Below are 23,876 nucleotides of genomic sequence, written 5' to 3'. Positions count from 1 at the left end.
AGAGCCCCTCACCCCGACCCTCTCCGCGTAAGAACGGGGGGAGGGAGAAGAGACTCACGCCAGCGCGCTCTTCAGGTCAAAACTTTCATCGGCGGCCTGCTCCGGGGTGATCGAGCGATCCAGGCCGAACAGGCGGCGGCCGAACATGTGGTCGCCGGCACGGTTGATCGATTCGATGCCGAGCAGATTGTCCCCCTTGTAGCAGAACGCCGAGAACGCCTTCCTGGCGGGATCGCCGCGTAGCACGACGCGGTCGTAGCCGGTGGTGAGGCCTGCGATCTGGAGCTTGTCCTCGCCCTGGTCGCTCCAGAACCAGGGATGGCTGTCATAGGCCTTGCGGTCGCCGGTCAGCCGTGCCGCGAGGCAGCGCGCGTGATCGGTGGCATTCTGCACCGATTCCAGCCGCTGCGATCCGCCGAAGCGCGGGCTCTTGAACAGCGCGCAATCGCCGATCGCCGAGATATCGGGATCAGCCGTCGAGAGATATTCGTCGACGATGATACCGGCCGCGACCGGCAGCCCCGCCTCCGCCGCAAGCTCGATGTTCGGCAGCACGCCGACGCCGACCACGACGAGATCGGCCGGCAGATGCCTTCCGTCGCTCAAGGAGACGCCGGTGACCTTGCCGTCCTCCGCCTCGATGGACGTTGCCTGTACGCCGAGGTGAATGCGGATGCCGGCCTCGCGATGCCGCGCCTGAAAATAGTCCGAGACCTCCGCCGTCACCGCGCGCGCCATCACGCGCGGGGCGAGTTCGAGCACGTCGACCTCGAGGCCCTTGATGCGCGCGGTGGCTGCGAATTCGAGGCCGATGAAGCCGGCGCCGATCACCACCACCCGCGTCTTCGACGGCATGATCTGCCGCAGCGCCTCGCTCTCGTCGAGGATGCGCAAATATTTCACGTCGGGGAGATTGGCGTTCGGCAGATCGAGCAGCCGGTTGCGCGCGCCGGTCGCCAGCACGAGGTGGCCGTAGGGCAGCGTCTTGCCCGTGGCGAGCAGCACCTTGCGCCCCGCGCGGTCGATCGACACGGCGCGGTCCGCGACCAGCTCGATGGTCTGGTCCTGGTAGAATTTCTCCGGCCGGAACATCAGGCTCTCCGGTCCGGCGGAACCCTTGATGTAGGCCTTGGACAAAGGCGGCCGCTGATAGGGCAGATGCGCCTCGTCGTTGATCAGGCAGATAGCAGCAGAAAAGCCCGCCTGACGCAGGGAAGCCGCGACCTGGTAGCCGCCATGGCCGGCACCGATAATGATCACCGGACCATGCGTCATCGGACAGCCCATTTCCGCAAGACACGAGCGTCACCCATGTCGTCTCCTCTCGCGCTGATTTTGGCTTGCTTGCCCAGGAGGAGCCGGCGCTCGTGTCCGTCCCTGACGAAGGCAGGTCCATTTGAGCCTATCGTTCCGCATTGCGCAAGGGCGCCTGCCGGGGATTGTCACCCCTCGCCTTCTGCGTTTTAGTTCGAGCTCCAACCTCATGCCGGGGATTTCAAGATGCCAGCTCCCGTCTCCCAGCCCGACGATCCCGCCTTGCTGCGGATCGACGGGCCGATCGCGACCATCACGCTGAACCGGCCCGCCGCGTTCAATTCGATCAACCTGGCGATTGCGCAAAAGCTCGAACAGCTTGCGGCTTACATCGAAGGCGCCGACGATATCAGGGTCGTGGTCCTCGAAGGCGAAGGCCGCGCCTTCTCGGCCGGCGGCGATCTGCAGACGATCGGTGCGGCGGCTGAGGCCAACACGGTGACGCCTGTCGTCGGCGAGCTCTTGAAGCACTATCATGCCTTCATCGAGATCATCCGGCGCATGCCGAAGATCTCGCTGTCCAGCGTGCACGGCTCGGCGGCCGGCGCCGGCATGGGCCTCGCCTTTGTCACCGATCTCTGCATCGCTGCGGAGGATGCCAAATTCACGCCGGCCTACGCCAAGATCGGGGTGTCGCCGGATGGCGGATCTACGGTCGGCATCGTCAACACGGTCGGCTCCCGCCGCGCGCTGCAGATTTTCCTGGCGGAGGACAATTTTACCGCACAGCAAGCCTATGAATGGGGCCTGGTTGCCAAGACCGTCCCTGCGACTGAGCTGAAAGCGGCCACGCGGCTGCTTGCCGAACGTCTCGCGCAGAACCCGCCGGCCGCAATCGGGGGCACCAAGTCGCTGGTCTATTCCGCGGCCACCACGGCGGTGAAGCAGCAACTCGACGCCGAGGAGCACAAGATCATCATGGCGATGAACACGGAGGAGTTTCGAACCGCCGTGAAGAAATTCACGAGTAAAGGCAAGTAGCTCTTACTGCGGACAGATATACCCCGTCCCCGCCGGCGACTTGAAGCAGCCGACCGACTCGGGGAGCACTTGGCGCGGCAGCCACAGCACCACACTCGGGAAATAGATCGCAAACGCGATCGTCCCGAGGAACACCAGATAGATCGGCAATGCGGCGCGTAGCGCCTTTGCGAAACTGACGCCGACGAATTTCGAGGCCATCAGCAGCACCAGGCCGTAAGGCGGCGTGATCAGGCCGAAGGCCAGTGTTGCGATCAGCACCACGCCCATATGCACGGCGTTGATGTCGCCGGCTTCCGTCAGCGTGTTGACCAACGGCATGAAGATGATGATGGTCGGCACCGGCTCGATGAAATCGCCGACAATCGTGAACAGCAGCACCATCAAGAGCATGATCAGATGCGGATCGTTGCCCGCGAGCGACGTGATGACTTCGGCGATGTAGCTTGCACCGCGCAAGTACGCGAGCATCCAGCCGAATGCGTTGGCGGCGCCGATCGTGATCAGCGGCAGCGAGAAGATCAGGCCCGCAAGGCAGAAATCGTACGGAATCTTCCTGATATGCCCGCGGTTGAGCGCGGGGATCACGACCGCGACAATCCAGACCACGGCAACGACGCCGGCTTCCGTCGGCGTGAACCAGCCGGTCAGAATGCCGCCGAGCAGGATCACGGGAATCATCAGCGGTAGCGCCGCATCGCCGGCCGCGAACACCACCTGCCGCAGCGGCGCGCGCGGCTTGCGCAGGCCGGACGGGCCGAAGAAATAGCAGTAGATCATCAACCCGAAGCCGATCATCAGGCCCGGCACGACGCCTGCCATGAACAGGCCGGCGATCGAGACGTTGCCGACGGCGCCATAGACCACCGCGGTGATGCTCGGCGGCACCAGCGCCGCAATCGTCGAGGCGGATGCGATGATGGCGGCGATGAAGGCCGGCTCGTAGCCCTCGCGCTTCATCGGGCCGCCCAGAGCGCGGCTCATCACGGCGACGTCGGCGGTGGTCGAGCCCGACATTTCCGAGAAGAACATGCTGAAGACGACCACGACCTGCGACAGGCCACCTCTGATGTGGCCAACGAGGGACACCGAGAGGTTGGCTATTCGCACCACCACATTGGCCGAGCTCATGAGCTCGCCGACCAGCAAGAAGAAGGGGATCGCCAGCAGCGCCTCGGAATCGACGCCGTCGAAGATTTTCTGGATGATCGCGGCGAGCGAGACGTCCGACAGCAGCGCGCCGATGAAGACCCCGGCCATCAGCGAGAACGGCACGGGCACGCCGAGATAGCCGAAGGACAGGAAGCAGACCGTCATCAACGCCAGAACAATGGGTGCGCTCACGGCTGCGCCCTCATCTGTACGTCGGTGATGACAGGCGCCCCGTCGTCCTCCTCGGGCGGCTCGGGGTGGTCAAAGCCGTTGCGCAGACCGTTGACGAGCTGCTCGATGGTGAACAGGCCGATCAGCACGCCCGACAGCGGGATGATCGCGTAGAGCGAGGCGATCGGGGTGCCGGACGGCAGGCGAAAACTGCCGAAGCCCCGAAGATAGTTCTGATAGCCGTACACGATCAGGCAGAAGGCGACGCCGAGCACCACGATCCGGATGATGATCTCGACGATCAGACGCGGCGTGCCGTGCATCGCCTCGGAAATCGCGGTGAGATAGAGATGGTCGTTGCGCCGGGTCGCAGCCGCGGTGCCGACGAAAATCGCATAGATGAACAGCGTCGAGGTCACTTCCTGGAGCCAGAGCCAGGGATGGCCGATGGTGCGGGTGACGATGTCGGCGGTCACCGACAGCGAGAAGCCGAAGCAGAGCACGCCGCAGAGGATCATCAAGGTGAGCTCAAGCCAGTCGAGCCCGCGCCATTTGAGGTGGCGCTGTCGTTGCACCAGCAGTTTGTCGGCGATGGCCATCAATGTCGTCCCTGCCTAGTGCGCTACTGCGCACGGGGGCCGGGACCCATAGCCCCAGCTGCGTGTGGTCAAAGCAAGCTGGCGGCTATCCTGCCCCAAGCTCCGCCGCGGCGTATGGATCCCGGCCTTCGCCGGGGCGACTCGTGGAGGCACGGACATTTCCGCGGGCGGCCTAGTTGATCGAGCGGATCAAATCCTTGATCTTCTCGGCGTGCGGGCCGAGCTCCTTGGCGAGCTTGTCGAGATAGGGATCGGCGACCGCCGTGAAGGTCTTCTTGTCGACGTTGTCGACGATCTTCACGCCCATCTTCTTCAGCTTCTCTGCCGCAGTGCGTTCGAGGTCGAAGGCCTTCTGCGGCTCCTTGGAGCTGACCTCGTTCCCCGCTGCCTGCACCCACCCCTTCTGCTCGGCCGACAGGCTCTGCCAGAGCTTATCGGAGATGAACACCAGCGCGTTGTTGGCCTCATGCTCGGTGATGTTCAGGACCGGCGCGACCTCGTAGTGCTTGTTGACGAGGTAGACATTGATGCTGTTCTCGGCGACGTCGACGACGCCGGTCTGCAGGCTCGTGTAGACGCTGCCGAACGGCATGTGCACGGTCTGGGCGCCGTAGGCCGGGAACATGGTGTCCTCGGTCGCGGTCGCCTGCACCCGGATCTTCAGGCCCTTGATGTCGCCGACATTGTGGATCTCCTTCTTGGAGTACATGTGGCGCACGCCCTGCGAGCCGGTCGCGATCACATGCAGACCCTGCGTGGTCTCGTCGATCATGGTCTTTAGCGCTGCGAACACTTTTGGATCGGCCAGACCCTTGACCACGTGGTTCTCGTCGCGGAAGAGGAAGTGCAACGACATCACGCCCGCTTGCGGCGAGATCGTCGCGGTGTTCGCCGAGGAGATGATCGCAAATTCGACGTCGCCCGCTTTCACGAGCTGAAGCACCTGCGGCTCCTGCCCGAGCTGCGCGCCCGGATATTGGTCGATGATCATGGTGCCTTTGCTCAATTCCTTGAGCTTGTCGGCAAAGAGGTCGCCCGCGATGGAATAGCCGGTGTTGCGCGGCTGGTCGTAGGCAAAGCGATAATGCTTCACCTCCTGTGCCGATGCGCCCGTGACGAACAGGATCGCGGCCGTTGCCGCCAGCCGATGTAAGAATCTTGGCATGGATCGTGCGATCATCGTTTCCCCCTGTTTTAACGCCCGCCGCTTGTGCGGTCTGGGCTACGCTTCCGGGTGGTTGGTCACCCTCTCTTAGTTTTCTGCTCAGTCTTCTTCCCAGTCCTCTGCATGAAATCGAAATCGCAGCCCTCGTCGGCCTGCATGATGGTCTCGTTGAACAGCCAGGCATAGCCGCGCCGCGCCTCGTCCGGCGCAGCCGCGGGTTTCAATGCCGTATGCCGCCGTTCCAGCTCAGAAGCATCGACGAGAAGCTCGATGCTGCGCTTGGCGACGTCGAGCCGGATCATGTCCCCGTTCTGCACCAGCGCCAGCGGCCCGCCGACGGCGGATTCCGGTGTGATGTGCAGCACGATGGTGCCGAACGCGGTGCCGCTCATGCGTGCGTCGGAAATGCGCACCATGTCCTTGGTGCCGGCGCGCGCGAGCTTCTTCGGGATCGGCAGATAGCCCGCCTCGGGCATGCCGGGCGCGCCCTTGGGGCCGGCGTTGCGCAGCACCAGCACGTCATCGGAGGTGACGTCGAGATCAGGATCGTCAACCCGCAGCGTCATATCCTCGACGGATTCGAACACCACGGCACGTCCGGTGTGCTGCAACAGTTTCGGGCTTGCAGCTGACTGCTTGATCACCGCGCCGCGCGGGGCGAGGTTACCGTGCAGCACGGCGAGGCCACCTTCCTTCTTGATCGGATTGTCGCGCGGGCGGATCACGTCCTGGCCGGGCACGTCTTCCGCGTTGGCGACGACATCGCGCAGGCTCTCGCCCGTGATGGTCTTCGCGTCGAGATCGACGAGGTCACCAAGCTGCGCCAGCAGTTTCGGCACGCCGCCGGCGTGATGGAAATGCTCCATGTAATGCTCGCCCGACGGCTTGAGATCGATCAGCACCGGCACCTCGCGGCCGATCTGGTCGAACAGCCCAAGGTCGAGCCGGTGCGGCGAGCGATGGGCCATCGCGGTCAGATGGATCAGGCCGTTGGTCGAGCCGCCGATCGCCTGGAGCACGACCTGCGCGTTCTTGAAAGATGCCGGCGTCAGCACCTCGCTCGGCTTCGGCCCCTTGGTCTTGGCCATCTCGGCGGCCACCCTGCCGCTCGCCTCGGCAAGCCGAAAGCGCTCCGCATGCGGCGCAGGAATCGTCGCGCTCATCGGCAGCGACAGGCCCATGGCCTCGATCATGCAGGCCATCGTAGAGGCGGTACCCATGACCATGCAGGTGCCCACCGACGGCGCCAGACGGCCGTTCACCGCCTCGATTTCGACATCGTCCATTTCGCCGGCGCGATACTTGCCCCAGAGACGGCGGCAATCGGTGCAGGCGCCCAGCACCTCGCCCTTGTGATGACCAACCACCATGGGGCCAACGGGAATGACCACCGTCGGCAGATCGGCGCTGATTGCGGCCATCACCTGCGCCGGCAGTGTCTTGTCGCAGCCGCCGATGACGATCACCGAATCCATCGGCTGCGCGCGGATCATCTCCTCGGTGTCCATCGCCATCAGATTGCGCAGATACATCGAAGTCGGATGCGCAAAGCTCTCCGCGATCGAGATGGTCGGGAACACGAACGGCATCGCGCCCGACAGCATCACGCCGCGCTTGGCGGCCTCGATGATCTGCGGGACGTTGCCGTGGCAGGGATTGTAGTCGCTATAGGTGTTGGTGATGCCGACGATCGGGCGCTCCAGCGCGTCATCGGAATAGCCCATGGCCTTGATGAACGCCTTGCGCAGGAACAGCGAGAAGCCGGCATCGCCATAGCTCGTCAGCCCTTTGCGCAACCCACTCGTCATCATACCACTCCCATTCCCGGGTCATTGTCGTACAGCCTGCCCCTTGATTGTCAATAAGACAGACGTCAAACCTGTTGTTTTCTGGATCTGTGTCCTGGTAGACGACCGGATTATTGACAATCCGAGCCTTCCCTGCTCCACAGGACGGACCGGCCAAGCGCCCGGAGGCCGAGGGTATGTCCGACACTCACACCGCAGACACCATGATGGTCCGGCGCGACGATCCGGACGACATCGTCGCGCGGCTGGAGGAGGACATCATCTTCGGCCGTCTCGCGCCCGGCGCGCGCCTCACGGAAGACGCGCTGATGTCGGCTTACGGCACCTCGCGCCACTTCGTGCGCCAGGCGCTGGTGGATGCGGAGCGCCGCGGCATCGTCCGCCGCGAAAAGAATGTCGGCGCCACCGTACGGTTCTATTCGGCCGAAGAGGTCCGGCAGATCTACGAGGTCCGGGAGATGCTGACCCGGCAGGCGGCGCTGATGATCCCCCTGCCCGCACAGCAAGGCCTGATCGACGAGCTCTCTGCATTGCAGCGGCAATATTGCGCGAGAGCGGATTTGCAGGACCTACGCGGCATCCACGAAGCCAACGACGCCTTCCATCTCGCGCTGTTCTCGGCCTGCGGCAATCCCTATCTGGTGCGCTCGCTGCAGGACTACATGAACCTGACCCTGCCGATGCGCGCCAAGAATCTCGCTGACAGCGACGGGCTGGCACAATCGCGGCGCCAGCACGAGTTCATGATCGAGCTGTTGAAGGGCCGTGACAGCTGGGCGCTGGCCCAGCTCTGCGTCGATCATATGCAGTTCAGCAAGAAGGATTACCTGGCGCGGATTGCGGGCGGCGAGGTCGAACGTCGGGACGCGCCGAATAAGTGAAAGACGTCCACTTACACCGCTGAGATTCGTTCGGACAAAGCCGCGATTTCGGCTTCCGCCTCGCGTTCCGAACCCGATCTTGCACCTTTGGCCGAGACGGGTTTCAACTGTATGTTGGTAACAAACAGCTGGCGCACTGGTTGAGCCTCATGCCCATGATCGACCGTACGGCGGCGCAGAGCTGCGAGAATATTGATGGTTGACCTGCCTAGCGCACAGCCGCCGGAGAGAGGCCCGCCGGTCCAGGCGCTCTTGCACAGCTGCGATTGGTCCAAGTCACCGCTCGGCCCACCGCAGGGGTGGTCACCGACGCTTCGGTCGGTCGTCAGTCTTGCGATGGACTCGAAATTTCCGATGTTCGTGGCTTGGGGCCCGGAACTCGGTTTCATTTACAACGACGCCTACGCTGAGATCCTCGCCGACAAGCATCCGGCCGCTTTCGGCGCTCGCTTCCATGACATTTGGGCCGAGATCTGGGACGACATCTCGCCCCTGATCCAAAAAGCCATGGCTGGCGAGGCAACTTGGCAGGAGAACCTGCCGCTCATCATGAACCGGCGCGGCTACGACGAGCAGACCTGGTTCACCTTCTCCTACTCGTCGGTCCGCGAGCCTGCGGGCGAAGTGATGGGCATGTTCTGCGCCGTCGCGGAGACCACCGGCCAGGTGCTTGCAGAAGCCGCGCTGCGGGAAAGCGAAGCCAGGGCCGCGGCGATCACGAACTCCATCGACCAGATGATCTGGTCGACGCGACCTGATGGGTTCCACGACTTCTACAATCAGCGTTGGTACGAGTTCACCGGCGTACCACAAGGTTCCACCGACGGCGAAGCTTGGAACGGAATGTTCCACCCCGAAGATCGAGAGGCCGCATGGTCCGCTTGGCGTCACTCCCTGGAAACCGGCGAACCGTATCAGATCGAGTATCGTCTCCGTCATCGATCCGGGCAGTACCGATGGGTGCTTGGACGTGCGCAGCCAGTGCGCGACGCAGATGGTGTGATCTTGCGTTGGTACGGGACCTGTACAGACATCGAGGACATGGTCGCCGCTCGGGAGATCCTGGCCCGATCGCGCGAACAGCTCGAACACCTGGTTCAGGAGCGCACGGAGGAGCGCAATCAGCTCTGGAGTGGGACCAACCTGTTGGTCGCGGTGGTCGCTTTCGACTCGACCATCCGAGAGGTCAATCCGGCCTGGCCAGCGCTGCTCGGCTGGTCGCAGGCTGAGATCGTGGGACGACCCTATACGCAGTTCATCCACCCCGATGACATCGAAGGATCGCGCCTCTGGGCCAACGAACTCGCGGCTAACGATGAATCCGGCGAATTCGAGAACCGTTACCTATGCAAAGACGGAGCCTATCGTTGGATCGCCTGGTCGGTCACCGCCAGCAAGGGAGCTTTTCACTGTATCGGTCGTGACATCCATCGTCAGAAAGAGCAGGCCGAAGCTCTGAGAGCCGCCGAAGAGGCCCTCCGCCAAGCGCAAAAAATGGAAGCCGTCGGGCATCTCACGGGCGGCATCGCGCACGACTTCAACAACATGTTGTCGATCGTGATGGGCTCACTCGATCTTCTGAAGCGCCGAACGGTCGAGATCGACCCCCGCGCCAAGCGCTATCTCGAAGCTGCCATGGACGGGGCGCGCCGCGCTGCCTTGCTTACGCAGCGCCTCCTTGCGTTCTCCCGGCAACAGCCGTTGAAGCCCCAACCCATCGATATCAACAAGCTCGTCTCGGGGATGTCCGGGTTCATACGCGGCTCACTCGGCAGCGATGTCAGGCTAGAGACTGTGCTGGATTCAGACGTCTGGCGCATCTCAGCCGATGCAAACCAACTTGAAAATGTCCTTCTCAACCTTGCAGTGAATGCCCGCGACGCAATGCCGGAGGGCGGCCGGCTCACCATCGAAACTCACAACGCTGATTTGGACGACCGCTATCTGGCAAGCGAACCAGGCGTCCTGGCAGGGCAATATGTATTAATCGCGGTGACGGACACCGGCTCCGGCATGCCTGCGGACGTAATGGCCAAAGCCTTCGACCCCTTCTTCACCACCAAGGCTGTGGGCAAAGGCACTGGCCTAGGTCTCAGCCAGGTATACGGCTTCGTCAAACAGTCGGGCGGCCACGTCAAGATCTACTCGGAGCCCGGCGAAGGGACAACATTCAAGGTCTACCTACCGAGGCTCGTGGATGCGACCGAGCCCGTTTTCACGGAAAAAGCAGCCGCGTTCCTGCCTACCGACGACAATCACGAGCTTATACTGGTGGTCGAGGACGAGCCGGCAGTGCGCCAGTATAGTGTCGATGCATTGATTGAACTGGGCTACCGCGTGATGGAGGCAGAAAGCGCAGAAGCGGCGCTGCAGCTTTTGGACGAAAACCCGGACGTCAACCTGCTATTCACAGACATCGTCATGCCGGACATCAACGGGGCGAAGCTCTCTGAAGAAGCGCTTCGGCGCCGAGCGGATCTGAAAGTTCTTTTCACGACCGGCTATACGCCCAACGCGATGCTCCACAATCGTGTGGCAAGACCCGGCGTGGCCGTGCTCAGCAAGCCTTTCACTGTCGAGGAACTCGCAGCGAAGGTGCGAGAGGTGCTGGACGGTTAGCCAGCGAGAGCGCACCGGTTCTGCGCAACGGGGTACGTTGCGCCCCGCCGTCATACGCAGATGTCGCTCCCACGGGCCCACTCTGGCGCCGATTCCCGTCAGGCCGCGGCAGGCCAGAACGCGCGTTCAATACCGTCTCAGCAGGCCGCGATCCACGCTGGTATCGCCATAGTCGGCGCAGGCTCTCTTCGGGTTTCTGATCAGATCGGTCCGGACGCGCCTGAACGTTTTGCCGGCCGCGTCGGACACTTCGGGGCGGAATTTACCGGGATCGGAGCTCTCGCCATCGCGGGTCTTAATGGCCGCCGCATAAGCGTCGATCATCGCCATCGCGGCATCCGTGCTGCCGAGAAGCCGGGCGCCGAGTTGGACACTGCCGGCACCATTGACCTCGTAGCCGACGCATCGTTGTTCGAGCACCGCGGACGCGGTGACGAGCTGGTCGAGAAACGTCGCCTCGGCGTCGCTGAGCATCGCGGCTCGCGCCGGTCCCGAGATGATCAACGGGAGCAGTACGACGGCTGGCAATTTGATTCTCATTGTCCTGACTCGCGCTGCCGCCGTTGAGCCGTGATCAAGGCACCGATTGCCGAATTGCGGTCGCAAAATCGAGAGCCAGACGGCCAGAGCAACGTTGATCTGGATCAATGGGCGGAACGGCCAAAGCGAGGCTCAGGCCTTTGCGTCGCTCGCCCTGTGTGAATCGAGGCACCGCGGCAGGACGGACACTAAAACTGTTTGTCAAGCCATCGAAATTTCGCAGCGCCGGAAATAAATACCGCCCGGGCTCCGGCGCCACGTCGCGCGTCCTCCTCCACCTCCCTCCCGAATGAAATGGCATGACCGAACAAACCCTGACCGAGCCGATCGTCGAGCCGCAACAGCTGTCCCGCAGCTTCTCGCGCTACCAGGCGATCCTCGTTGCGCTGCTGGCGTTGGTCCAGTTCACGATCATCATCGATTTCATGATCATGTCGCCGCTCGGCGCCATCATGATGCCGGCGCTTGATATTTCGGCCGCCCAGTTCGGGGTGGCCGTCTCGGCCTACGCATTCAGCGCGGGAATTTCCGGCATCCTGGCGGCCGGCTTTGCCGATCGGTTCGACCGCAAACGGCTGCTGTTGTTCTTCTACGCCGGCTTCACCCTTGGCACGATGCTGTGCGCGATCGCGCCCAACTATCATCTGTTGCTGCTGGGGCGGATCGTGACCGGCCTGTTCGGCGGCGTGATCGGCTCGGTCGTGCTCGCCATCGTCACCGATCTGTTTACGCTGCAATTACGCGGCCGCGTCATGGGTTTCGTGCAAACCGCCTTTGCCGCGAGCCAGGTGCTGGGTATCCCCGCCGGTCTTTTCCTCGCCAACCAGTGGAACTGGCACGTCGCGTTCGGCGCACTGGTCGGCCTGTCTGTCATCGGCATGGCCGCCGTGATGTTCCTGATGAAGCCGGTGAACGGTCATCTCGGGCTGAAGCAGGATCGAAACCCGTTCCGGCATCTGATCGCAACGGTCTCGCAGCCGCGTTATTGGATGGCGTTCTCGGTGACGACGCTGCTGGCGACCGGCGGCTACATGCTGATGCCGTTCGGCAGCGCCTACACCGTGCACAATCTCGGCATCGACATCGTGCATTTGCCGACGATCTATCTCGTCTCCGGCCTGTTCAGCATTGTCATCGGCCCGCTAGTGGGACGGGCGAGCGATGCCTTCGGCAAATATCCCACCTTTGTCTTCGGCAGCGCCATGTCCATCGTCATGGTGCTGATCTACACGCACCTCGGCGAGGTGAGCCTGACGGTCGCGATCCTGGTCAACGTCCTGATGTTCGTCGGCATCTTCTCCCGCATGATCCCGTCGCAGGCGCTGATTTCCGCAATCCCCGAGCCGGCGCAACGCGGCTCCTTCAGCGCGGTCGGCGCGTCGCTGCAACAGCTCTCCGGCGGGCTCGGCTCCGTGCTCGCCGCCGCGCTGATCGCGCAGGATCCCGACGGTACGCTGCGGCATTTCGACCGGCTGGGATACGTCGTCGTGACGACGGCGGTGATTTCCCTGATCCTGATGTACTTTGTGCAGCGGCCCATCGCGGCCCAGGCCGGCAAGCGCGTGGTCTAGGGCGTCGATTCCGACGCCCTGGATTCGCGAATGCGCTCCTACCGCTTATTCCAATCGATGATGCGACTTGTGTCGCCGTCGAACTCGTTGCTGCAGAACGCGCCGCCCTGATAGTGATCGCCGATCGGATCGGGCTTCAACTTGGCCTGCTCGGCCATCGCATGCGCCACGTGGTCCTCGGAGCGGCCCGTGGGACGGTAGCCGAACTCGTAGGCGCGGTGGTTGTCCCACCAGGCGCGCTCGTTGAGGGACACGCCGTAGAAGATCTCGAAATGAATGTCGGGATGCTCGAGCCCGATCTGGCAGAGCTGCACCAGGTCTTCCGGCTTCAGCCAGATCGAGATCCGGCGATGATCCAGCGGCACGTCGCCGAAATTACCAATGCGAAGGCAAGTCACCTTCAGGCCATGCTTGTCCGCATAGAGCGCCCCAACCGCTTCGCCGAACACCTTGCTGACGCCATAGCGGCCGTCGGGGCGCGGGGTCACGTCGGTGCCGATCTTGTGGTGGCGCGGATAGAATCCGACGGCATGGTTCGAGGAGGCGAACACCACGCGCTTGACGCCCTTGCGATACGCGGCCTCGAACAGATTGTAGCCGCCGATGATGTTGGCCTGGAGGATGTCGTTCCAGGGACCCTCGACCGAATAGCCGCCGAAATGGATGATGCCGTCGACGCCCTCGCAGATCGCCTCGCACTGCGCAAGGTCTGACAGGTCCGCCGCCTTGAATTGCTCGTTCGCGCCGAGATCGGCCGGCGGGCGGATATCAGAGAGCAGCAGGTCGGGATAGATCGGCGGCAACAGCTTCCGCAGACGCGTTCCAATTCCGCCCGAAGCTCCCGTCATCAAGATACGCGGCATGTCTTTTCTCGCCTTTGGCAACCAATTTGCGGTCACATGTCTCTAATGATAGCAGGATTGTCCAGAGGGAACGAAACGAGAGAACCGACATGAATGAGGCATCGTCCCATCCCCAGGAGCGGCCAGGCTGGCGGCCGGCGAGCTACTATCCCGATCCGGCGATAAAGGCACTCGATCCCCGCTTCGAAAAATACTGGCTAAAACTCTCGGCGGTGGAGCGGCTGACGACCGGCCTGCGCTGGGCCGAGGGTCCGGTGTGGTTCGGCGACGGGCGATATCTCCTGTGCAGCGACATTCCGAACCAGCGCATCATCAAATGGGAGGAGGAGACCGGCGCCGTCAGCGTGTTCCGCAAGCCTTCTAATTTCGCCAACGGCAACACCCGGGATCGCCAGGGCCGGCTCGTCACCTGCGAGCATGGCGGGCGCCGCGTGACCCGTACCGAATATGACGGCAGCATCTCCGTGCTGATGGACTCGTTCGGCGGCAAGAAGCTCAACTCGCCAAACGACGTCGTGGTGAAATCCGATGGCGCGGTCTGGTTCACCGATCCCACTTTCGGCCTGCTCGGCAATTACGAGGGCTACAAGGCCGAGCCCGAGATCGAGCCGAACGTCTACAGGTTCGATCCCGCGACCGGCAAGGCGACCATCGTTGCCGAAGGCGTGCTCGGCCCCAACGGGCTGTGCTTCTCGCCGGACGAGAAAATCCTCTACGTCGTGGAATCGCGCGGCGTGCCGAACCGCAAGATCCTCGCCTATGACGTCTCGCCCGATGGCACCACGATCTCGAACAAGCGCGTCCACATCGACGCAGGTCCGGGCACGCCGGACGGCATGCGCTCCGACATCGACGGCAATCTCTGGTGCGGCTGGGGCATGGGCGATCCCGAGCTCGACGGCGTCGTGGTGTTCGCGCCCGACGGCGTCATGATCGGCCGCATCGCACTGCCCGAGCGCTGCGCCAATCTCTGCTTCGGTGGCGTCAAGCGCAACCGCCTGTTCATGGCCGCGAGCCAGTCGATCTACGCGTTGTATGTGAATACGCAAGGCGCGCTCGGGGGATAGTTTCTCCGCCGTCTTTCTGAGCCCGTAGCCCGGATGGAGCGAAGCGCAATCCGGGACAGTCCCCGCATTCCGCTTCGCTCCATGCGGGCTACGAAAAAACAAAGACGCCGGAGCGGTTGCCCGCTCCGGCGCTTTGTTGGTTCAGGCGCTAACGCTTACGCCGCGTTGAAGCCGGCAACCGCCTTCACTTCGAGGAAGTCCTCGAGGCCGTACTTGCCCCACTCGCGGCCGTTGCCGGACTGCTTGTAGCCGCCGAACGGCGCGGAGCGGTCGTTGGGCACGCCCTGCAGGTTGACGTTGCCGGCGCGGATCTGGCGGCCGACACGCTTGGCGTCCTCGACGGACGCACCCGTGACGTAGCCGGCAAGCCCATAGGGCGTGTCGTTGGCGATGTGCACCGCTTCGGCTTCGTCCTTGGCGCCGATGATGGTCAGCACCGGTCCGAAGATCTCTTCACGCGCAATCGTCATGTCGGGGGTGACGTCGGCGAAGATGGTCGGACGGACATAGAAGCCCTTGTTGACCCCTTCAGGCAGGCCGGGGCCACCGGCAACCAGCGTTGCGCCCTCGTCGATGCCCTTCTTGATCAGACCCTGGATCTTGTCCCACTGGCCGCGGTTGACCACGGGACCGATGGTGGTGCCTTCGGCGCGCGGATCGCCCGCCTTGGTCTTGTCGGCGACGGCTTTCGCGATTGCGGCAACTTCCTTCATCTTCGCGGCAGGCACGATCATGCGCGAGGGCGCGTTGCAGGACTGGCCGGAGTTGTTGAACATGTGCATCACGCCGCCGGTCACCGCCTTCGTGAGATCGGCGCCTTCCAGAATGACGTTCGGCGATTTGCCGCCGAGCTCCTGGCTGACGCGCTTCACGGTCGGTGCCGCGCGCTTGGCCACGTCGATGCCGGCGCGGGTCGAACCGGTGAAGGAGATCATGTCGATATCGGGGTGCTCGCTCATGGCGGCGCCGACCTCGGGGCCGAGACCGTTGACGAGGTTGAACACGCCCTTCGGCACGCCGGCTTCATGGAGGATTTCCGCAAAGATCAAGGCCGAGGTCGGGGTGAATTCCGACGGCTTCAGGATCATGGTGCAGCCGGCGGCGAGCGCAGGCGCGACCTTGCAGGCGATCTGGTTGAGCGGCCAGTTCCAGGGCGTGATCATGCCGACCACGCCGACCGGCTCGCGCAGCACCATGGCGGTGCCGACCGGTTCCTCGAAATGATAGTTCTTGAGCACGTCGAGCGTGGTCATGAGGTGGCCGAGGCCGGCGCCGGCCTGCAGCTTTTCGGCCATCGGCAGCGGCGCGCCCATCTCGTCGGAGACGGCGGCGCCGATCTCCTTGAGGCGACCCTTGTAGATCTCGATGACTTTGGTGAGCAGCGCGACGCGCTCGTCACGGCTGGTCTGGGAGAATGTCACGAACGCGCGCTTGGCGGCGGCGACAGCTTTATCAACGTCGGCCTTGGAGCCCAGCGCAACCTCGTACATCGCCTCTTCCGTCGCCGGATTGACCACGGCGGTGGACTTCTTGACGGCGGGATCGACCCAGGCGCCGTCGATGTAGAACTGCATGCGATTGACCATAGTGAACCTCTTCTTGGGCTTGGAGGGGGCGTTTCGGCAGGCATCCTTGCACGAAAGCGCCGGCAATTGAACCCGCCATATGCGGGGCCAGCATTGCGGCGGACTGAGGTTATATGAGCCGATGGCGGAGGGGTGGCAAGGCCGTCATGGACGTCGTCTTGGCGAAGGCCAGGACCCATTATCACAGGGGCCGGATGGTTTGCTCTAGCGTCTACTGCCTGCGGCCAACAACAACTGCCGCGGCGTATGGGTCCTGGCCTTCGCCAGGACGACGACGGAGACTTACACCGCCATCTTCCGATGCAACACCGGCGCGCCGGTGGTGAGGCTTTCGGCCGCATCGATGATGGCGTTGGCGTCGATGCCGTGGTGGCGGTACAGGTCGGCGATGGTGCCGGTCTGACCGAACTGCTCGACGCCGAGCGCCTCGACGCGATGGCCGCGGACGCTGCCGAGCCAGCCGAGAGCCGCCGGATGACCGTCGATCACGGTCACGATGCCGCAGTCGCGCGGCAGCGGCGCGAGCAGTCTTTCGATGTGGCTGAGATGCTGCACGCCCCTCCGATCACGGCGCAATTTCCGTGCGGCGGTCCACCCCGCATGCAGACGATCCGCGGACGTGATCGCGAGCAGACCGATGTCGCGCCGGCTCTCGCCGATGAAGCCGGTCGCTTCGATCGCTTCCGGCGCAACTGCGCCGGTATAGGCGATAATGAGTTCGGCATTGGGGCCCGGCTTGCGCAGCCAATAGGCGCCGTCGGTGATGCCCTGTGCAAGCTCGGGCGTCATGATCCGCTGCGCCTGCTCGATGCTCCGCGTCGAGAGCCGCAAATAGACCGAGCCGCCCTCGCCCGGATCGTGCTGCATGTGATTGAAGCCCCACCCCATGATCACGGCGAGTTCGTCGACGAAGGCCGGCTCGAACGAGGCGAGGCCGTCCTGCGCCATGCCGATCAAAGGCGTTGCGATCGACTGATGCGCGCCGCCTTCGGGTGCGAGCGTGATGCCCGACGGCGTCGCCGCCACCATGAAGCGGGCATCCTGGTAGCAGGCATAATTCAGCGCATCGAGACCGCGCTCGATGAAGGGATCGTAGAGCGTGCCGACCGGCAGCAGCCGCTCGCCGTTGATCTGGTGCGACAGGCCGAGGGCCGAGAGCATGATGAACAGGTTCATCTCGGCGATGCCGAGTTCGAGATGCTGACCCTTGGGCGAGAAATCCCAGTTGAAGGTGGATGGAATTTTCTCGCTGCGGAATAAGTCCGCCTTCTCGCCGCGCGCAAACAGGCCGCGCCGGTTCACCCACGGACCGAGATTGGTCGAGACGGTGACGTCAGGCGATGTCGTGACGATGCGCTGTGCGAGCTCGCTGTCGCCGCGCGCGATCTCGTTCAGCACCAGCCCAAAACCTTGCTGGGTCGACATCTGCGGCGCCGGCTTGAAGGCGAGCTGCGACGGCACCTCGATCACAGGCGCGGTGAGCCGGCGGCCGTCCTGGTTGAACGGCACACCCGCGAGGAAGGCATCGAGCTCGGCGGCACTTTGGGCGAGACCCTCGTATCTGTCCCATTCGTGTCCGGGCCGAATGTTCTGGCTGTCGCGATATTTCTCCATCTGCGCGATCGTCATCAGACCGGCGTGATTGTCCTTGTGGCCCTGGAACGGCAGACCGACGCCCTTGATGGTGTAGGCGATGAAGCAGACCGGGCGATCGTGATCGATGGATTCGAAGGCGTCCAGCATGCTCGCCATGTCGTGGCCGCCGAGGTTCGACATCAGCGCCAGCAATTCGTCGTCGCTGCGCCTGTCGATCAGTTTGGTGATGGGGCCCTGATCGCCGATCTCGTCGTGGAGGTGTTTGCGGAATGCCGCGCCGCCCTGGAAACACAAGGCGGCGTAGAGCGCGTTCGGGCAATTGTCGATCCAGCGCTTCAGCGCCTCGCCGCCAGCTTCCGCAAAGGCCTCGCGCATCAGGCGGCCGTATTTCACGATCACCACGTCCCAGCCGAAATTGCGGAATACGGTCTCGAACTTTTCCCAGAGACCTTCGCGGACGACGGCATCGAGCGACTGCCTGTTGTAGTCGACCACCCACCAGGTGTTGCGCAGGCCGTGCTTCCAGCCTTCCGCCAGCGCCTCGAAGATGTTGCCCTCGTCCATCTCGGCGTCGCCGACCAGGGCAATCATCCGCCCCTCGCGGCGATCCTTCATCCAGCCATGCGCCTTGACGTAGTCCTGCACCAGCGAGGCGAACAGCGTCTGCGCAACGCCGAGGCCGACCGAGCCGGTGGAGAAATCGACGTCGTCGACGTCCTTGGTGCGCGAGGGATAGGACTGCGCGCCCTTGAAGCCACGAAAATTCTCCAGCTTCTCGCGGCTCTGCCGGCCGAACAGATACTGGATGGCGTGGAACACCGGGCTCGCATGCGGCTTCACCGCGACGCGATCTTCGGGCTTCAGCACGTGAAAATACAGCGCCGACATGATGGTGGCGAGCGAGGCCGACGAGGCCTGATGTCCGCCGACCTTCAGGCCGTCCGTGTTCGCGCGAACGTGGTTGGCGTGATGGATGGTCCATGACGACAGCCACAGCGCCTTGCGGGCGAGCGCGGTCAATCTGTCGAGGCGGGCGGTATCAACGGGCATGGCAATGCTCCCGGAAAACAGGTGCCCGATGATACCCCTGCGGGGAGCGCCAAACTTCTCAATTTTTGGCGCAATACCAACTAATGTTGGGATAGATTACCAAGTAATCGCCGAAAACGACAGGTTCATCCCAATGCCCGACCTCGACGCCATCGACCGCAAAATCCTCGGCTACCTCCAGAACGACAGCCGGCTGACCATGCAGGAGCTGGCCGACAAGGTCGGGCTGTCGGTCTCGCCCTGCCATCGCCGGGTCAAGCTGCTGGAGGAGCGTGGCGTCATCTCGCGCTACATCGCGACCGTCGACCAGAAGGCGCTGGGGCTGCATGTCAGCGTCTTCATCTCGATCAAGCTGGCGCGGCAGAAGGAGGAGGATCTCAACCGCTTCGCGCGGGCGATCTCGAAATGGGACGAGGTGCTGGAGTGCTATCTGATGACCGGCAACCGCGACTATCTCTTGCGCGTGGTCGCGGCCGACCTCGCCTCCTACGAGACCTTCCTGAAGACCAAGCTGACCCGGCTCGACGGCATCGCCTCGATCGAGTCCAGCTTTGCGCTCAGCCAGGTGAAATATTCGATCGCGCTGCCGGTGTGACGGCCCCGCCGGGCTATTTCGGAACCGGTGTCACATGGACGCAATAAGCCCCGCCGATGGTCACGGCCGACAGGTACCCTGCCGAAAGAAGGACCCATGACCGCATCCGACCGCACCCCTGAAATGGCCAAACGCGAGCGCATCATCCGGGAAATGACCGACGATCTCGACGAAGAGCTGGAACTCGAGCTCGACGACTCCAGATTCGACGAACTGCTGGACGAGACCGACGCGCTCCGACCGACGGTGGATCGCAGGCTCTATTTCCGTGAGCTGCTCCGCCTTCAGGGCGAGCTGGTCAAGCTCCAGGACTGGGTGCAGAGCGAGAAGAAGAAGGTCGTGGTGCTGTTCGAGGGCCGCGACTCCGCCGGCAAGGGCGGCGTGATCAAGCGCATCACCCAGCGCCTCAATCCCCGCATCTGCCGTGTCGCCGCGCTTCCGGCACCGAGCGAGCGCGAGCGCACGCAATGGTATTTCCAACGCTATGTCTCGCACCTGCCGGCCGGCGGCGAAATGGTGCTGTTCGATCGCAGCTGGTACAACCGCGCCGGCGTCGAGCGCGTGATGGGATTCTGCACGGACGAGCAATACCAGGAGTTCTTCCAGTCGGTGCCGGAATTCGAGCGGATGCTGATCCGCTCCGGCACCATCCTGATCAAATACTGGTTCTCTATCACCGACGACGAACAGCAGTTCCGCTTCACCATGCGCATCAAGGATCCGCTCAAGCAGTGGAAGCTGAGCCCGATGGACGTCGAGGCGCGCAGCCGCTGGGAGGCGTACACCAAGGCCAAGGAGACGATGCTGGAGTACACGCATCTGCCGGATTCGCCGTGGTGGATCGTCGATGCCGTGGACAAGAAGCGCGCCCGGCTCAACTGCATCTCGCATTTGCTCAGCCAGATCCCCTACCAGGAGGTCTCGCGCGCGCCTGTGGTGCTGCCGCCGCGCGTCCGCAACCCCGACTATCACCGCGGACCGATTCCGGCGGAGATGCACGTGCCTTCGAAGTATTGACGAAGGTGAACGAGCGCGGCCTGCGTGGTTCGAGACGCCCGCTTCGCGGGCTCCTCACCACGAGGGTCTAGCATTTCGCCGCATGTCAGGACCTCATCCTGAGGGCCCGCCGCAGGCGGGCGTCTCGAAGGATGGCCGCAGAGAGATGTTCAACCAGCCTTCACCGCCATGGCTGCACGATGATCTTGGTGTGCGCTTCGGGATTGGCGAGATCGACGAAAGCCTTTGCGACGCCGTCGATGCCGACTTCCGCCGTCACCATCGCCGCCGCATCCACCTGCCCTTCCGCGATCAGGCGCAGTGAGGCTGCGAATTCGTCCGGCGTATAGCCGAGCACATACTGGACGTTGAGCTCCTTCATGATGCCGAGCATGGGCTCACTTGTGTCGGTCTCCATGCAGACGCCGACCACGACGATCCTGGCATCGCGTGGTGCGCCCTCGAACACCTGCTGCAACAGCCCGGGCACGCCGACGCATTCGAAGATGATCGCGGGCTTCAGGGCGGGCAGCATCGCCTGGAATGGTGGCCGCGCCGCCTTCTCCGCATCCGACATCTGCGCATGCTCGGCCCAGGTCGCATAGGGCTGCGACACCCTGGGATCCACGACGATATCGGCGCCGAGTTTTGCCGCAAGCGCGCGCCGCGCCGTCGAATAGTCGGCCGCGACGATCGGATGCAGGCCCTTGAGCTTCAGCGCCGCAATCACCGCCAGCCCGACCGGGCCGCAGCCGATCACGAGCGGCACTTCGCCGCCTCGGATGTTGGCCTTGGCGACCGCGTGAACGCCGACCGCGAGCGGTTCGGTGAGCGCGGCGTGCTCCGGCGCGAGACCGTTGGGCACCTCGAGCAGCAGCGCTTCGCTCAGCAGCATCGCCTCGGCATAGCCGCCGACATTGTCATTGGAATAGCCGATGCCCTCGATGCCCTGCGACGTCACGAGGGCCGGCAGCGAACAGACGCGCGTGCCCGGTTTGAGCTTGCGCACAGTCCCCGGGCCGTAATCGACGATCTCGCAGCAGAACTCGTGGCCGAACACGACGTCGCGGGCGAGGTCCATCGGCTTGCGTCCGGTCTTCCGCGCCATCTCCACCATGCGGTGGGCGTGCTGGCACGCGTGCAGATCGGAGCCGCAGATGCCGCAGGCGAGCGTCTTGACCAGCACCTGGCCGGAGCCCGGCTTTGGCTCCGCCATCCGGTCGACAACAATCTCGCCGTTCCTGAAAATCGCAGCGCGCATCCGGCTCCTCCCGTTTTATTGGAGCCGTTGATAGCACGAAGCGGACGCGCGAACTTGCGTCAGGGGTTCGGGGACCGCTCTTCCATGATCAGGAGCTGGGCGCGGCGGATGCGCTCGCGATGGGCGATGTAGAGGCCGCTGGCCACGATGAAGGCCGCGCCGGTGACGGTCCAGACATCCGGCACTTCGCCGAACAGGAAGAAGCCGAGAATGCTGACCCACAGCAGCTGGGTGTAGGAAAACGGCGCCAGCACCGAGGCATCGCCGTAGCGATAGGCCAGCACGATGATCCACTGGCCGACGGTGGAGGCGACGCCGATCACGATGCCAAGCCCGATCGCGGTCCAGGTCGGCGTGACCCAGACGAACGGTACCATCAGAGAGAGGATCGCAACGCCCGTCAGCGCCGAATAGGCCATCGTGGTGAGGACGGCTTCACGCCCGCTCATCATGCGCGTCAGGATCAGCGCCGCAGCCCAGCAGAACGCCGAGACGATCGGAAAGAACGCGGCGGCGTGAAACGCGCTGGAGCCCGGGCGCAGGATGATCAGCACGCCGGTCAGGCCGATCGCGGTCGCGATCCAGCGGCGCATGCCGACCTTCTCGCTCAGGAACACGATCGAGAGCGCGGTGACGAACAGTGGCGAGACGAAGCCGGTCGCGGACGCTTCCGCGATCGGCAGGAAGCTCAGGCCGGTGATGAAGAACAGCGAAGAGCCGAGCAATGCCGCGCCGCGCATCAGCTGCAGGCCGAGGCGCTCGGTGCGCATGGCATGAAGCGGCGAGCCCGGCAGCATCACCGGCGTGAACATCAGCGCAAACGTCACGAAGCGGATCCAGGTGATCTCGATCGACGGCAGGCTCGACGACAGATATTTCGCGGTGACATCGGAGCAGCCGAGAAAGATCGTCGACAGCAGCACCAGCGCGATGCCCTTGAAGGGATGATCGACGCGCGCCGGCGCGCGGCGCACCTGCGGCTTCTTTTCCGGCATGGACATGGGAATACTGTCGAGCCTTGCGGCTGCGGCGGGCGGCGGGGTCACGGCTGGAACCTAGGAATGCGAATCGGGAATGATCGTAAAAAACGATAATTGCGCCGCTTTCACAACTTCCGAAAACAGGATGCCGATATGCGCTCACGTCCGCGCGCGTCAAGACTCCATTAATAACAGGCGTTTGTGCACTACAGCATGGGCAGGCCGCGCGGCTTCGGACCGCGCGGAAACGCCGCATCGAGCGCCGCAATCTCATCTTTCGTCAGCACGAGATCGCCGGCCGCGGCGTTTTCGCCGGCATGTTCCGCGGACGACGCCTTCGGGACGGCGAACACCGTAGTCGCACGGGTGAGGAAGCTCAGTGCGACCTGGCGCGGCGTCGCGCGCCGCGCCTCCGCGATGCGCGCCAGTACTGCGCCGCCCCTGCTGTTGCCCGCAGGGAAATCGTCGTGGCCGAACGGCGAATAGGCGACCACGGCAACACCATGCTGTTCGCACCACGGGATCACCGCGTGCTCGATCGCGCGTTCCTTCAGATGATAGAGCACCTGATTGCAGGCGATGCGGTCTTCGCCGGCGGCGTCGAGCATCTCGTCGAGATCGTCGGCATCGAAATTGGAGACGCCCCAGGACTTGATCTTGCCGGCCTTCACCAGTTCCTCGAACGCGGCGACGGTGTCCTCCAGCGGATAGGAGCCGCGCCAATGCAGCAGATAGCAATCGAGCCGATCAGTTTTCAGCCGCTTCAGCGAGCGCTCACAGGCGGTGATGGTTCCGCGGCGCGAGGCGTTGCTCGGAAGCACCTTGGACACCAGGAACACCTCATCGCGTCGTCCCGCGATCGCATCGGCAATGACGAGCTCGGCATCGCCATACATCTCGGCGGTGTCGATGTGGGTCATGCCGAGGTCGAGGCCGCGCTGCAGCGCCGCGACCGCGCGCTTGCGATCGCCGTGGTCGAGATACCAGGTGCCCTGCCCAATGATGGAGACGCTGGCGCCGGTTTTGCCGAAGGGTTTTGTGTTCATAGTTGCTCCGATACCGCTCGTTCGCTCAGGCAACC

General features: G+C 63.6%; 19 protein-coding genes. 7 read left to right on the top strand and 12 right to left on the bottom strand.

Features of this window, described 5'->3' with window-relative positions:
• Positions 1-54 precede the first annotated feature (54 nt).
• Entirely contained in the window at positions 55-1,275 is a 1,221-nt protein-coding gene (locus BRA471DRAFT_RS12920) for an NAD(P)/FAD-dependent oxidoreductase (RefSeq protein WP_007607808.1), read from the bottom strand.
• A 225-nt stretch (positions 1,276-1,500) separates the two neighbouring features.
• Here BRA471DRAFT_RS12920 and BRA471DRAFT_RS12915 point away from each other — a divergent pair, with 225 nt between their 5' ends.
• On the top strand, positions 1,501-2,295 hold the full coding sequence (locus tag BRA471DRAFT_RS12915; RefSeq protein WP_007607806.1) for an enoyl-CoA hydratase/isomerase family protein: 795 nt from the start codon (positions 1,501-1,503) through the stop codon (positions 2,293-2,295).
• Between the two features lie 3 nt (positions 2,296-2,298).
• Here BRA471DRAFT_RS12915 and BRA471DRAFT_RS12910 read toward each other — a convergent pair whose 3' ends face one another.
• The 4 genes from BRA471DRAFT_RS12910 to BRA471DRAFT_RS12895 all read right to left on the bottom strand — a co-directional run bounded on the left by BRA471DRAFT_RS12910 (position 2,299) and on the right by BRA471DRAFT_RS12895 (position 7,190).
• Entirely contained in the window at positions 2,299-3,639 is a 1,341-nt protein-coding gene (locus BRA471DRAFT_RS12910) for a TRAP transporter large permease (RefSeq protein ID WP_007607804.1), read from the bottom strand.
• On the bottom strand, positions 3,636-4,217 hold the full coding sequence (locus BRA471DRAFT_RS12905; protein ID WP_007607802.1) for a TRAP transporter small permease: 582 nt from the start codon (positions 4,215-4,217) through the stop codon (positions 3,636-3,638). Before BRA471DRAFT_RS12905 ends, BRA471DRAFT_RS12910 begins: the two co-directional genes overlap by 4 nt.
• Before the next feature lie 172 nt (positions 4,218-4,389).
• Entirely contained in the window at positions 4,390-5,397 is a 1,008-nt protein-coding gene (locus tag BRA471DRAFT_RS12900; RefSeq protein ID WP_007607798.1) for a TRAP transporter substrate-binding protein, read from the bottom strand.
• Between the two features lie 62 nt (positions 5,398-5,459).
• Entirely contained in the window at positions 5,460-7,190 is a 1,731-nt protein-coding gene (locus BRA471DRAFT_RS12895) for an IlvD/Edd family dehydratase (RefSeq protein ID WP_007607797.1), read from the bottom strand.
• A gap of 176 nt (positions 7,191-7,366) precedes the next feature.
• Between BRA471DRAFT_RS12895 and BRA471DRAFT_RS12890 the strand changes: the two genes are divergently transcribed.
• Together BRA471DRAFT_RS12890 and BRA471DRAFT_RS12885 are read left to right on the top strand one after the other, a co-directional pair.
• Positions 7,367-8,071, top strand: coding sequence for a GntR family transcriptional regulator (locus BRA471DRAFT_RS12890; RefSeq protein WP_007607795.1), 705 nt, complete (start codon positions 7,367-7,369; stop codon positions 8,069-8,071).
• 354 nt (positions 8,072-8,425) lie between these two features.
• The gene (locus BRA471DRAFT_RS12885; protein WP_050992607.1) at positions 8,426-10,690 is read left to right on the top strand and encodes a hybrid sensor histidine kinase/response regulator; all 2,265 of its coding nucleotides are present in this window, start codon (positions 8,426-8,428) and stop codon (positions 10,688-10,690) included.
• Positions 10,691-10,816: 126 nt separating this feature from the next.
• Here the strand turns inward: BRA471DRAFT_RS12885 and BRA471DRAFT_RS12880 are convergent, their stop codons facing one another.
• Positions 10,817-11,230 (bottom strand): hypothetical protein, encoded by a 414-nt coding sequence (locus BRA471DRAFT_RS12880; protein ID WP_035974919.1) that lies wholly within the window; start codon positions 11,228-11,230, stop codon positions 10,817-10,819.
• Between the two features lie 299 nt (positions 11,231-11,529).
• Between BRA471DRAFT_RS12880 and BRA471DRAFT_RS12875 the strand changes: the two genes are divergently transcribed.
• On the top strand, positions 11,530-12,801 hold the full coding sequence (locus BRA471DRAFT_RS12875) for an MFS transporter (protein ID WP_007607789.1): 1,272 nt from the start codon (positions 11,530-11,532) through the stop codon (positions 12,799-12,801).
• Positions 12,802-12,839: 38 nt separating this feature from the next.
• On the opposite strand, the gene BRA471DRAFT_RS12870 is transcribed toward BRA471DRAFT_RS12875, so the two are convergent.
• Positions 12,840-13,664, bottom strand: coding sequence for an NAD(P)-dependent oxidoreductase (locus tag BRA471DRAFT_RS12870; RefSeq protein ID WP_007607787.1), 825 nt, complete (start codon positions 13,662-13,664; stop codon positions 12,840-12,842).
• A gap of 89 nt (positions 13,665-13,753) precedes the next feature.
• On the opposite strand from BRA471DRAFT_RS12870, the gene BRA471DRAFT_RS12865 reads away from it, so the two are divergent.
• The gene (locus BRA471DRAFT_RS12865; protein ID WP_007607785.1) at positions 13,754-14,731 is read left to right on the top strand and encodes an SMP-30/gluconolactonase/LRE family protein; all 978 of its coding nucleotides are present in this window, start codon (positions 13,754-13,756) and stop codon (positions 14,729-14,731) included.
• A 155-nt stretch (positions 14,732-14,886) separates the two neighbouring features.
• Here the strand turns inward: BRA471DRAFT_RS12865 and BRA471DRAFT_RS12860 are convergent, their stop codons facing one another.
• Both BRA471DRAFT_RS12860 and BRA471DRAFT_RS12855 read right to left on the bottom strand, forming a co-directional pair.
• Positions 14,887-16,317: an aldehyde dehydrogenase family protein gene (locus tag BRA471DRAFT_RS12860; protein ID WP_007607780.1), complete on the bottom strand. Its 1,431-nt coding sequence runs from the start codon at positions 16,315-16,317 to the stop codon at positions 14,887-14,889.
• 282 nt (positions 16,318-16,599) lie between these two features.
• On the bottom strand, positions 16,600-18,963 hold the full coding sequence (locus BRA471DRAFT_RS12855; protein WP_007607778.1) for a transketolase: 2,364 nt from the start codon (positions 18,961-18,963) through the stop codon (positions 16,600-16,602).
• 133 nt (positions 18,964-19,096) lie between these two features.
• Here BRA471DRAFT_RS12855 and BRA471DRAFT_RS12850 point away from each other — a divergent pair, with 133 nt between their 5' ends.
• Entirely contained in the window at positions 19,097-19,558 is a 462-nt protein-coding gene (locus tag BRA471DRAFT_RS12850; RefSeq protein WP_007607777.1) for an Lrp/AsnC family transcriptional regulator, read from the top strand.
• Between the two features lie 96 nt (positions 19,559-19,654).
• Complete coding sequence (ppk2, locus tag BRA471DRAFT_RS12845) at positions 19,655-20,575, top strand: polyphosphate kinase 2 (protein ID WP_007607776.1); 921 nt, start codon at positions 19,655-19,657, stop codon at positions 20,573-20,575.
• 160 nt (positions 20,576-20,735) lie between these two features.
• Here the strand turns inward: ppk2 and BRA471DRAFT_RS12840 are convergent, their stop codons facing one another.
• The 3 genes from BRA471DRAFT_RS12840 to BRA471DRAFT_RS12830 all read right to left on the bottom strand — a co-directional run bounded on the left by BRA471DRAFT_RS12840 (position 20,736) and on the right by BRA471DRAFT_RS12830 (position 23,841).
• A complete protein-coding gene (locus BRA471DRAFT_RS12840; protein WP_007607774.1) occupies positions 20,736-21,815 on the bottom strand; it encodes a zinc-binding dehydrogenase in 1,080 nt (359 codons plus the stop codon).
• Between the two features lie 59 nt (positions 21,816-21,874).
• Positions 21,875-22,816, bottom strand: a complete 942-nt coding sequence (locus BRA471DRAFT_RS12835) for a DMT family transporter (RefSeq protein WP_083843232.1) — start codon at positions 22,814-22,816, stop codon at positions 21,875-21,877.
• A gap of 185 nt (positions 22,817-23,001) precedes the next feature.
• A complete protein-coding gene (locus BRA471DRAFT_RS12830; RefSeq protein ID WP_007607770.1) occupies positions 23,002-23,841 on the bottom strand; it encodes an aldo/keto reductase in 840 nt (279 codons plus the stop codon).
• Between the last annotated feature and the right edge of the window lie 35 nt (positions 23,842-23,876).

The sequence above is a fragment of the Bradyrhizobium sp. WSM471 genome (assembly GCF_000244915.1).
In the GTDB taxonomy this organism is placed as follows: domain Bacteria; phylum Pseudomonadota; class Alphaproteobacteria; order Rhizobiales; family Xanthobacteraceae; genus Bradyrhizobium.
Note: the sequence above shows the minus strand (reverse complement) of the source record. Positions and strands in the feature narration are given on the sequence as shown.